This window comes from Paraburkholderia yinzeri (genome assembly GCF_046581065.1).
GTDB lineage: Bacteria > Pseudomonadota > Gammaproteobacteria > Burkholderiales > Burkholderiaceae > Paraburkholderia.
Genome location: NZ_JBFOCJ010000001.1, coordinates 58015 through 69077, shown reverse-complemented (window position 1 = coordinate 69077; position 11063 = coordinate 58015). Strand labels below are relative to the sequence as shown.

The window sequence follows — 11063 nt, the reverse complement described above, 5'->3', positions numbered from 1 at the left end:
CGGTAACGCTCCCCAAACTACGCAGTTTCCGCATCCCTTCATGCGACGCTCCACCAGGCCGTGCCTGGGCGCGATCGAAACGCAACGGGCTCTATCGAGATGAATACGGCTATCTCCGTGCGCAGTACGAAAGTCCTTGTGGCGCTGCCCGCGCTATTCGTTCTGTTGCTGGCGGTGAACGCGCCGCCTTACGTGCCGCTGCAGGACTACAACGAATGGGTCTATCAGGGCTTCGTCGCCGAGCAACTGCTGCGGGGACATTTGACCAGCCAGTTCGTGTTCGCCACGTTCCCGGTGCCCAACAGCGCGGCGCAGGCACTCCTCTGCCTGCTGAATTTCGTGGTGTCGCCGCTTCTGGCCGCACGCGTCGTCGCGAGTCTCTACGTGATCGCGGCGATCACGCTTGCGTGGCGGATTGCGGAGAAGACGTCGCCGGCGCAGCAGATCGGCTATTTCTTCGTGCTCCTCGTGTGCGTCTATTTCAATACGCCCTTCTGGAACGGCTACATCAACTATCAGATCGGCATTCTGCTGCTTTCCGCATGGCTCTTGCTGGATCCGAAGACGCGAGCGAAGCCCCTGTGGGTGCTGGTGTTCACGCTCGGAGCATTCTTCACGCACGCAGCGATCTGGGCGGCGATTCTCCTGACGATGACGATCGATGCCCTCAGGCGCCGCGTGTTCACGCCATATCTGCCTGCCCTCGTGTCTCTCGGGCTGTTCGCGTGGTATGTCGCGCGCAAGCCCGCGTCCACGGTGCCCGAGCCATTGCAGCAGGCAGGGCTGCTGCATGCGGCGGGCTACAAGCTTTATACGGTCGCGAAGCTCGGGCCGTATCACGACTTCCTCTATGCGGATGGTGCGAGCAGCCCTATCGAGGCAGTGGGCCACTACGCGGGCTGCGCAGTCAATTTCGCTGTGGCGGCGGGGCTCCTCTGTCTGCTCTGCCTTGCGCTCTGGCGTGCGCTTGCGCGGCCGGGGGTGCGGGCACAGGTGGCCGATGTGACGCTGGCTGTCGCCGTGCTGCTCGCCCTGTTCGTCGCGATGCCGGCGGTGATGGCGGATGTGGTGAATCCGGGCGAGCGCATGCTCTATCCGGCAGTGCTGTTCGCACTCGTGAGCTGGAGCGAGTCTCGCATCGTGAAGTGGCTCGCGTATTCCGCGCCCGTGCTCGCGCTTTGCGCGCTCGGGCTTGTGGCCAACGGCGCGCGCCTGACCTCGGACGCGGCGCTGGCTGGAGCAGGGCCGGGCGCCTCGCAGCACGAGCTCTTCGCTAGCCGCCCCGACGAGTTCGCCAGCGTTCTGCTCATGTCCGAAGGACGCCTGCCGCTGCGCGCGATCGGCTTCGAGACCAGCTTCTTGTTCAACCGGACACAGCGGTAATGCATGAGGCCCGCTCGCGGCGGACCGCGTTGATTCGCACGGCGTGCCTCGCAAGGCATCGGCGATCACAAACCGTTGGTGGGATTGCGCACGGAATCGCAGCCGCATTCCCCGTACCGTGTCGATATGGAAGAGCGGGAACGGGCCTGCGTGGCATGCGGGTCCGGCAAAACAATCGTGCTGCGTGGTGAGACCAGTCTGCGAGCGTTAGCTCGCGCGGAGGCGCATCCCCTTCGTCGCAGCGGCCTAATGGCCGCTGCGACGGAGACGACAGCAACGTGTGGGGCGGGGGCGGGAACGTTGACCATACACGCTATGTTTCGGGGTGGGGATATGTCTGCGCTAATTCACCGCGCGATCGATATTGCGCTTATCGTTCTGGGCGCGTTCGGCGCGCTGCACTTCAATCTGCATCTGCCCGACATGGGCCCGCCGCATCATCCCGATCCCACGCTGGTGGCGTTCGTGGCGGCCCTGGCCTTGTCGGTGTTTCCCGCGTGCGGGACCTACGCATCGCGGGGCACCCGTTCGGTCGTCAGCGTAGCGAGCCGCACGGCCTTTGCCTGGCTCGCCGTGCAGCTTTGCGCCCTGGCTTTGCTCTACGGTTTGCATCGCGACAATCTGATTTCCATGCCGTGGTTCATCTACTGGACCTTGACCACGGGCATCTCGTTGCTCGCTTCGCACACCGTGTTCGTCACCGGCTTCGGCGTGGCGCGTCAGGCGGGTGCGTGGCTGCGCCGCGGCAAGGTAGTGCGGGAAGCGCCCGAAATCCCGTCGTGGTCGACCGCGTTCAGGCACGCGATGAAACGCGTGTTCGACGTCGTGGTGGGCATCGTGCTGATCGCGCTGCTGCTGCCGGTGCTCGTCGGACTGGTGCTCATCGTGAAGAGCGATGGCGGTCCTGCGTTGTACGGCCACACCCGGGTGGGACGCAACGGCAGAAAATTTCGTTGTCTGAAGTTTCGCTCGATGGTGGTGAATGCGGATGAGGTGCTCAAGCAACTGCTCGACACCGACCCCGAAGCGCGGGTCGAATGGGAGCGCGAGTTCAAGCTCAGGCACGACGTGCGTATCACGCGCATCGGCCATTTCTTGCGACGTACCAGTCTCGACGAACTGCCGCAACTCTGGAACGTCGTGCGCGGCGAGATGAGCCTCGTGGGTCCGCGGCCCATCATCGATCAGGAGCTCGAGCGCTACGGAGCGAGCAGCAAGTATTACCTGATGGCGACGCCCGGCATTACAGGGCTCTGGCAGGTCAGCGGACGCTGCGAGACCGATTACGCGACGCGTGTCTCGCTTGACGTGAGCTACGTGCAGAACTGGTCTCTGCATCGGGATATCGGGATTCTTTTCAAGACCTTCTTCGTGGTGATCAAGGGGACGGGCGCGTACTGAAGCCGGCGCTACGGGTCGGCTTCGGGATAGAAGGCAACGACAGGACGGGAAGGCCGACGCGGTGCGCTCGGGAGGAGGGCGAACCGGAGGCGGCACCCGACGCCCGGCGCCGCCGGGCAGGGAGTGGGACCGTAGCACGGACTGAGGTGGACAGGCTGGAATTCGCGGCGCACATGACGTCACGGGGCGGCCACATGCAAGATTGGGGGTGGGACGATGTCGATCAGCAATGTTTGCAGGGCCTGGATGAAATATGCGCACGCTGCGCGTATGCGCGGGTGGCGGAAAATGGCTCGCCTGTGCCGGGACGATGTGCCGTCCGGCTGTGCGCGTGCGTACGAGCGCACACGGTCCGCGGGACTGAGGGGACTGGCATCGGCGGTCGCGGTCGCGGCGCTGGCCGGCTGCGCATTTTCGCCGGGCATGACGTATAGCGGTACGCCGGCGAATTCGGGCGGCGCCGCCACGCCGGACGGTACGGGCCCGGCTGCGACCGCGCTCGCGACGCAGGGCGCGGACGGTGCGCCCGCAGGCTCGCTGGTCGAGATCACACGCGATCTGGTCGACAAGGAGCGGGCGGAACAGCCCAAAGGGGTACCCGAAGGCGTGACGAAGCTGTTCGCGACAGCCAGACCCTACGAAGTCGGACCGGGCGACATTCTGAGCATCGTGGTGTGGGATCACCCCGAGCTCAACATGCCGGGCACGGCGGGCTCGGGCGGCGGGAGCGATACCTCCGGCGCCAGCTCGGTTTCGGAGGGTTACACCGTCGACACGAACGGCTTCATTCAGTATGCCTATATTGGTCCGCTGAAAGTTGCCGGCCTCACGGAAATGGGCGTGCGCGACGCGCTCGCGGAGAAGCTCGCGCGCTACGTGCGCCAACCGCAGGTGACGGTGCGCATTCAGACCTACCGCAGCAAGCGCGTCTATCTGGACGGCGAAGTCAAGACGCCCGGCGTGCAGGCGCTCAACGACGTGCCGATGACGCTGCCCGAGGCGATCAACCGCGCGGGCGGCTTCACGAGCCTCTCGGACCGCTCTCGCGTGGCGGTGACGCGCGGCGACGAAACCGTGGTCGTGGACATGCCGGACATGATCCGCAAGGGGGTGAACCCCGACCGCATCATTCTGCGCGACGGCGATCTCGTGCGCGTGTACGCGCAGGCGGACAGCAAGGTGTTCGTGGTCGGCGAAGTGCAACGACCCGGCGGAGTGGAGTTCAACAACGGCCGAATGTCGTTGAACCAGGCGCTCGGCGACGCGGGCGGCATCAGCCAGGTGTCGGGCGATGCGTCTCAGGTGTATGTCGTGCGCGGCCGCGACACTGCGAAGCCGGTGGTCTACCACCTCAATGCTTCGTCGGCGGCTGCGATGGCCACGGCCGATGCGTTCGATCTCAAGCCTAACGATGTCGTATTCGTCGACGCCTCCCCGCTCGTCAAGTGGGCCCGCGTTATCGGTCTGATTTTGCCGGCCACCGAGGCTGCCGCGGCGAGTCGCGCCGTGGGCCCTTGACCCGATTGCCAGTATGGCTTGCGCGTGCGTCCTGCGAGACCGCGGGCACACGGATGGAGAGAACGGATGAACCAGCGTGATTACCTGCTCGAACCCGGCCTGCCGGCGCCGCCCGAGGGCGGCCATTTAGGCGGCGTGCTCGACACCCTGTACCAGAGCCGCAAGATGATCGCGATCGTCACGGCGATCTTCACGGTGGTGGGCGGCGCGTATGCGCTGCTCGCACAGCCGGTTTATCAGGCCGATATCCTCGTTCAGGTGGAGGAGAACGAGAGCTCCACGAAGAGCGCGCTCGCCGATCTCTCGTCGATGTTCGCGGTGAAGACCGCGGCTTCCGCGGAGATCGAGGTGCTGCGTTCGCGCATGATCGTTTCGCGCGCCGTGGACGTGACTCATCTCTATCTGGACGCTGCGCCGCGCTACTTCCCGGTCGTCGGCAAGTGGATCGCGCGGCATCTGTCGGTCTCGGACTGGTCGGGCTGGGGCGGCTACGCGTGGGGCAACGAGGCCATCGACGTCGGGCATTTCGACGTGCCCGACCGCCTGCACGGCGCGCCCTTCATTATTACCGCGCAGAACGGCGGCGCTTATACGCTGCGTCACGACGGCGTGGAGCTGAAGGGGCGGCTCGGCGTACCCCTGCACGCCGAGGTGCCGGGCGGCGCGATCGATCTGCTCGTGAATTCGATCGATGCGCATCCCGGCGTGACCTTCCAGATCGTGCGCAATTCGGAGCTGGCCGCGATCCAGATGCTGCAGGCTGGCCTGATGATCTCGGAGAAGGGTAAGGAGTCCGACGTGATAGGCGTCGCGCTGGAAGGCGCGAATCCCGCCAAGACGGCCGAGATTCTCAACGCCATCGGCAACGAGTACGTGCGGCAGAACGTGCAGCACACCCAGGAGGAAGCCGAAAAGCAGATTGCGTTCCTCGATCAGCAGTTGCCCGAACTCAAGGCTCAGCTCGAAAAAGCGGAAAGCGAGTTCAATGCGTTTCGTTCGGAGCACGGCGCCGTGGACCTGAGTGCGGAAGCCGCCGCGCTGTTGCAGAGTTCGGCCCAGGCGCAAACGCGCATTGCCGACCTGCGCCAGCAGCGCGCGCAGTTGCTGGCCCGCTTTACTCCGGACAACCCTGCGCTGGTCGCGGTCGACGGGCAACTGGACGAAGCGCAGAAGTCGCTCGCTCTGCTGGCCAGTCAGACGCGCGCGCTGCCGCCGCTCGAGCAGGGCGTGCTGCGGCTGCAGCGCGAGGTGCAGGTGGATACCAACATCTATACGAACCTGTTGAACAACAAGGAGCAACTGCGCCTGCTCAAGGCCGGCAAAGTCTCCAACGTACGCCTGATCGACAGTGCGGAGACTCCCGAGAGCCCGATCCGACCCAAGCGCGCCTTTGTCGTGCTGGCCGCGCTGCTCACCGGCCTGTTCGCAAGCGTGGCGTTCGCGCTGCTCAAGCGCAAGTTCAATAGCGGCATTACGGTTGTCGACGACATCGAAGTGGGCACGGGCCTGACGGTCTATGCCGCCGTGCCGCGCAGCCGCGTGCAGCACGAACTGACGCGGCGCCTGCCGGCGAACTCGCCGGGCACGACCACGGTCCTCGCGCGCACCGCGGCGTTCGACGCGGCCATCGAGAGTCTGCGCAGCTTTCGCAGCGCGCTCGAGTTTTCCCTGGAGGAGGCCGCCAACCATATCGTGCTGCTCGCGGGGCCAACGCCTGTCGTGGGCAAGTCGTTCGTCTCGGTGAACCTCGCGGCGCTGCTCGGCGCGTCGGGCAAGCGCGTGCTGCTGGTGGACGCCGATCTGCGGCGCGGCTCGCTCAACCGCCATGTGGGCGTGCCGGCCAGCCCCGGCATCATCGACGTCGTGGAGTGGGATGGCGCATATGAAGACGCGCTGCATCGGCAGGTCATGCCCAGCGTCGATTTTGTCGCCAACGGCGGCTACGTGACGAATGCGAGCGAACTGCTCAAGAGCGGCAGCTTTCAGCGCTTCGCGCAGTGGGCCGACGGCGTGTATGACGTCGTGCTGATCGATGCGCCGCCCATTCTGCCGGTGGCCGACTCGGGCATCGTGGCCAATCTCGCGGGGACGGTGTTCCTGATTGCGCGCCACGGCGTGACGAGCGTCTCGGAGCTGCGCGAGTCCGTGCGCCGGTTCGAGCAGATCGGGGTCCCGGTCCGCGGCGTGATCTTCAACGACATGACCACGCGGCCGGGCAAGTACGGGAGCGAATACGCGGCCTACGGCTACTCGAGCTACGGCGACCCGCAAGACGGCGCCGCCACCCGGAGCTGAATTCATGAAGGACATCACCGTCGTTATCGGCAACTACAACTACGCGCGCTTTTTGCGCGAGGCGATCGAGTCGGCGCTTGCGAACGTTGACGCGCTCGCGGGTGTCGGCGTGCAAGCCCGCGTATGCGTGCTGGTAATCGACGATGGATCCACCGACGGCTCGCGCGCGATTATCGAAAGCTTCGGTGCGCGCGTGGCCCCGGTGTTCAAGGAGAACCAGGGACAATCGTCGGTTTACAACCTCGGGCTCTCGCTCGTGCAGACGGAATACGTGCTGTTTCTCGATTCCGACGATATCCTGTACCCAAACGCCATCGCTGAAGTGCTGCGCGCATTCGAAACGGGCGACTACGTCAAGGTGCAGTTCCGGCTCGACGTGGTCCGCGAAGATGGTGTGCGGACCGGCGTGCGCGTGCCGAATTCGACGCCCCCGCGCGACTGCGGCGCGCTCCTGCGCCGCGGCTGGCTCTATCCCTCGCCGCCGGCCTCCGGCAACGCTTATCGCGTGAGCGCGCTGCGCGCGGTTTTTCCCATTCCTGTATCGAAGCAGCATAGCAAGACCGCGGACTTCTTCGCGATCTACGGAATCGCGCTCATCGGTTCGATTTGCGCGCTCGATGGCGCACTGGGCGGCTATCGCGTGCACCGCAAGGCCGGCGAGAGGCGCAGCGCGACGGTCGGTCAGGCGGGTATTCTGGTCGGCAACTACGAGGACGTGAGCGAGGTGGAACGTTCGTTCCCATGGCGTTGGGAGACGTTGCGCCAGATGATCCGTGCCCGTCTCGGGGAAGATCTGCCGGTACATTTCATCGACTTTTCCTACGAGAAGAACCGGTTGTGCGTGCGGCTCTACGAAGCGCCGACCGCCGAGCGCTGGCGCCGGCTGATGTTCGAATCGGATCGCTATTTCGCCTCGCTCGTACGTAATCCGTATTGGAGTGCCGGCAAGAAGCTCGGCGCACTCGGTCTTACGCTGCTGTGCCTGCTTCCTTCCCGTCAGCTCAATCAGTTCGCACTGCGATACATAGCGAATCCCGCTTGTCGTTCCGCCTCTCGCGGCGACTCTGCCGCGGCCCGCGTCTGAGGGGCGACGGGAAAACCACATCCGGACCACGCCGATGAACACTCCGCAAACCCGTTCGCTGGTCATCAACGGCCGCTTTCTCGGCCGCCGCGCGACCGGTGTCGACCGCTTCGCCTTCGAGACGGTGCGCGCCATCGACGCACTGATCGAGACGCGCGACCCCGTTGTGGCAGGTTTGCGCGCGGAGATCGTCGTGCCCGCCGCGCTGGGCGGCATGTCGAACCCGTTCGCGCACGTGCGGCTGCGCGCGAGCGGGCAGGGCGGCGGCTTGCGCTGGGAGCAGCTCGCATTGCCGAGGGCCGTGCGAGGCGGACTGCTACTGAACCTGTGCAATTCGGGGCCGCTGCTCTACCGGAGTCAGGTGACCGTGCTGCACGATGCTGCGCCTGCGCGCGTGCCGGACAGTTATAGCCGCTCTTTCGTCGCGTGGTATCGCCTCATGGCGCCCAGCATCGGACGCATCGCGCGCCGCGTCATCACCGTTTCCGAATTTTCGCGGCGCGAGTTGTGCGAGGCGTATCGCATTCCGTTCGCCAAGATCGGCGTGGTTCAGGAAAGTGGCGAGCATATGCTGCGCATGCGCGAGGCCACGCAGACGCCGGATGCGGCAGGGATCTCCGGCTTTCCTGTCGGCGCCGGCGAGCACGCCAGGCCGTTCGTGCTGGCGGTCGGCAGTCTGAACCGCCACAAGAATTTCCGGCTCGTCGCCGAGGCCGCGCGGCAAATCCGCGATGCGCGGTTCGACATCGTGGTCGTGGGCGGCGGCGACCCACGCGTTTATGGCGCGTCCGGCGACGCACTGCCCGATTTCGTCAAGCATCTCGGTTATGTCAGCGACGAGGAACTCGTCTCGCTGTACCGGCGCGCGGCGTGCTTCGTCTACCCGTCGCGTTACGAGGGATTCGGCCTGCCGCCTGTCGAGGCCCTCGCGCTCGGCTGCCCGGTGATCGCCTCACGCCTGCCATCGGTAGTCGAAGCGTGCGGCGACGCGGTGCTCTACACCTCGCCCGACGATCCCGCGCAACTCGCCGCGCTGCTCGAACGCGTGACCGCCGACGCCGCGTTGCGCGAAACGCTGCGTGAGCGCGGCCGCGAGCGTACTGCCGCGCTCACGTGGCGCGCGACCGCCGTCAAACTGATCGAGGAGATCTCGCCGTGGCTCATGTAGTGCATACCAATCCGGCAGCGAGCGGTGCGAACGACCCGCGCCGCTTCGGCAAGGTGGCGATCGTCCACGACTGGCTCGTCTCGTATGCGGGGTCGGAGAAGGTCCTGGAGCAGATCATCCAGATGTTCCCGAGCGCCGACCTTTACAGCATCGTCGACTTCTTTCCCGAGCAGCATCGCAGTGCGCTGGGCGGCAAGCATGCGAGCACCTCGTTCATCCAGCACATGCCGCGTGCAAAGTCCTCGTATCGCTCCTATCTGCCGCTCATGCCGCTCGCGGTCGAACAGTTCGACCTTTCGTCCTACGACCTCGTGATCTCGTCGAGCCACGCCGTGGCCAAGGGCGTGCTCACGGGCCCCAACCAGGTGCATGTGAGCTACGTGCATTCGCCGATCCGCTACGCGTGGGACCTGCAGCATCAGTATCTCGCCGAAGCGGGCATCGAGCACGGCTTCAAGAGCTGGCTCGCGCGCGGCCTGTTGCACTACATGCGAATCTGGGATCTGCGGACCGCGCACGGCGTGGATGCATTTGCCGCCAACTCGGCGTTCATTGCACGGCGCATTCGAAAGGTGTACGGCTGCGAGGCGACGGTGATCCATCCGCCCGTCGACGTCGAGCGTTTCGGGATCGGCCAGCACCATGAGGATTTCTATCTGATCGCCTCGCGCATGGTGCCGTACAAGCGCATTCCGCTCATCGTAGAGGCGTTCGCGGCCATGCCGGAGAAGCGCCTCGTGGTGATCGGAGACGGACCGGACTTTGCGCGCGCACGGGCACAGGCCACGTCCAACGTCACACTGCTCGGTTACCAGCCGGACAGCGTGCTGGTCGATTACATGCAGCGCGCGCGCGCGTTCGTGTTCGCCGCCGAAGAGGACTTCGGAATTTCCGTTGTCGAGGCGCAGGCGTGCGGTACGCCCGTGATCGCCTTTGGCCGCGGCGGTGCGCGAGAAACGGTGATCGACTCGCAGGATCCCGAGTACGCCACCGGACTCTTCTTCGAGGAGCAGAGCGTGGCCTCCATCGTCGATGCGCTTGCACGCTTCGAGGCGCATGCACCCTTCAATCCCGAAGCGTGTCGGCGCAATGCACAACGCTTTGCCGCCGAGCGTTTCCAGCGCGAATTCATGAGCATGATCGAGCGCGCGGTGCAAACGTGCCGGGGCACGGCCGAGCCGCCCGTCGTCACCAGGCGCTGGCGCTCGGCGTGAGACGTCGGCGAGGACCCATCAGTCATACGAGAGATTCGGGGAACGGCATGAAGAGATATGTCATCGTGGCGACCAAGGGCCGGCCGGCCGAGACGGCGACGCTGCTCGACTTCCTGCACGGGCAGGACGCGCGGCCTCACGGCGTCTATATCGTCGGGGCCGGCGAAGGCGATTTGCCGCGGGTTTTGGAGCATCCGCTCTGCGCATCGGCCGATGTGAAGCTGCTGATTGCGAAGGCCCCCGGCCTCACGACGCAGCGCAACGCGGGCATCGAGGCGCTGCTTGCGGACATGGGCGATGCGCGGGGCAGTGCGGCGGACGCAGACCGCTGGTTCGTCAGTTTCTTCGACGACGATTTCCGTCCGCATCGCGCGTGGTTGCGCGAGTGCGAGGCGCTCTTCGAGGCGGACCCCCACGTGGCCGGTGTGACGGGGCAAGTGCTTGCCGACGGTGTGAAGGTCGGCGGTCTGAAGGAAGCCGATGCGCTCGCTTTCCTCTCGGGCGAGCGAGCGCCCGAAGACCACTGGGCGTCGGGTTTCGAACGCCGCGAAATTGGCTGCGCGTATGGCTGCAACATGGCATTTGCCGGCCGCGTGATACGCCAGTGCCGCTTTGACGAAGCGCTGCCGCTCTACGGCTGGCAGGAGGACTACGACTTCACGGCGCGTGCGCGCACGCACGGCACGATGGTGTACGAGCCGTCGTGTCTCGGCGTGCATCTGGGCGTGAGCAGCGGCCGGACCTCGGGCGTGCGGCTGGGCTACTCCCAGATCGCCAATCCGATCTACCTCACCCGCAAGCGCACCATGCGGGCGCGGCGCGCCTGCAGTTTCATCTCGCGCCATCTGTGCTCGAATCTCTATCACAGCTTGCGTGGCCATCCGGTGTTCGATTATCGCGGGCGGCTCAAGGGGAACGTGCTCGCATTCCTCGACATCGTGAAAGGCGTCATTCATCCGCAGCGCATCCTCGAACTCTGAGCATGAGAAGGGAGCGCGAC

8 protein-coding genes are annotated in these 11063 nt (G+C 65.4%); all 8 read left to right on the top strand.

Annotated elements, in window-relative coordinates; genetic code table 11:
• The first annotated feature begins 99 nt into the window (after positions 1-99).
• A complete protein-coding gene (locus tag WJ542_RS00285; RefSeq protein ID WP_411186811.1) occupies positions 100-1383 on the top strand; it encodes a hypothetical protein in 1284 nt (427 codons plus the stop codon).
• A 333-nt stretch (positions 1384-1716) separates the two neighbouring features.
• A complete protein-coding gene (locus tag WJ542_RS00280; RefSeq protein ID WP_411186809.1) occupies positions 1717-2784 on the top strand; it encodes a sugar transferase in 1068 nt (355 codons plus the stop codon).
• Between the two features lie 216 nt (positions 2785-3000).
• A complete protein-coding gene (locus WJ542_RS00275) occupies positions 3001-4302 on the top strand; it encodes a polysaccharide biosynthesis/export family protein (RefSeq protein ID WP_411186807.1) in 1302 nt (433 codons plus the stop codon).
• A 66-nt stretch (positions 4303-4368) separates the two neighbouring features.
• Positions 4369-6597 carry a GNVR domain-containing protein gene (locus WJ542_RS00270; protein WP_411186805.1) on the top strand — a complete coding sequence of 743 codons (2229 nt, stop codon included), beginning with the start codon at positions 4369-4371 and terminating at the stop codon, positions 6595-6597.
• Positions 6598-6601: 4 nt separating this feature from the next.
• Positions 6602-7681 carry a glycosyltransferase family 2 protein gene (locus tag WJ542_RS00265; RefSeq protein WP_411186803.1) on the top strand — a complete coding sequence of 360 codons (1080 nt, stop codon included), beginning with the start codon at positions 6602-6604 and terminating at the stop codon, positions 7679-7681.
• 34 nt (positions 7682-7715) lie between these two features.
• Entirely contained in the window at positions 7716-8849 is a 1134-nt protein-coding gene (locus WJ542_RS00260) for a glycosyltransferase family 4 protein (RefSeq protein WP_411186801.1), read from the top strand.
• The gene (locus tag WJ542_RS00255; RefSeq protein WP_411186799.1) at positions 8837-10063 is read left to right on the top strand and encodes a glycosyltransferase family 4 protein; all 1227 of its coding nucleotides are present in this window, start codon (positions 8837-8839) and stop codon (positions 10061-10063) included. The genes WJ542_RS00260 and WJ542_RS00255 overlap by 13 nt, the downstream gene beginning before the upstream one ends.
• A gap of 47 nt (positions 10064-10110) precedes the next feature.
• Entirely contained in the window at positions 10111-11043 is a 933-nt protein-coding gene (locus tag WJ542_RS00250) for a glycosyltransferase family 2 protein (RefSeq protein WP_411186797.1), read from the top strand.
• Positions 11044-11063: the final 20 nt, after the last annotated feature.